The sequence below is a fragment of the Agrobacterium sp. ST15.13.013 genome (assembly GCF_027956525.1).
Lineage (GTDB): Bacteria > Pseudomonadota > Alphaproteobacteria > Rhizobiales > Rhizobiaceae > Agrobacterium > Agrobacterium salinitolerans.
Map to the genome: position 1 here is coordinate 1 of NZ_JAQKGP010000143.1, position 267 is coordinate 267.

Genomic DNA, 267 nt, shown 5'->3' on the forward strand with positions numbered 1-267 from the left:
AGACGCTCGAGCGCCTTGCAAACGGCTGGCCTAGCAGCGAAATCCATACCCTTATGCCGTGGAGCTACAAGGCCTGAACGGCCTCAGCTTGCCGCTTACTGTTTTCATCAGTCCAGAAACGCAAAAAAGCCCTTGCGTGGCAAGGGCTTGGCGCAATCACAGGGATCGTTGGTTGCGGGGGCAGGATTTGAACCTGCGGCCTTCAGGTTATGAGCCTGACGAGCTACCGGGCTGCTCCACCCCGCGTTACCCGCGCATTCGGCGAAG

1 tRNA gene is annotated in these 267 nt (G+C 59.2%); it reads right to left on the bottom strand.

The annotated features are described in order from the left end of the window. Positions 1-169: 169 nt before the first annotated feature. A tRNA-Met gene (locus PL597_RS26275) sits at positions 170-246 on the bottom strand. Between the last annotated feature and the right edge of the window lie 21 nt (positions 247-267).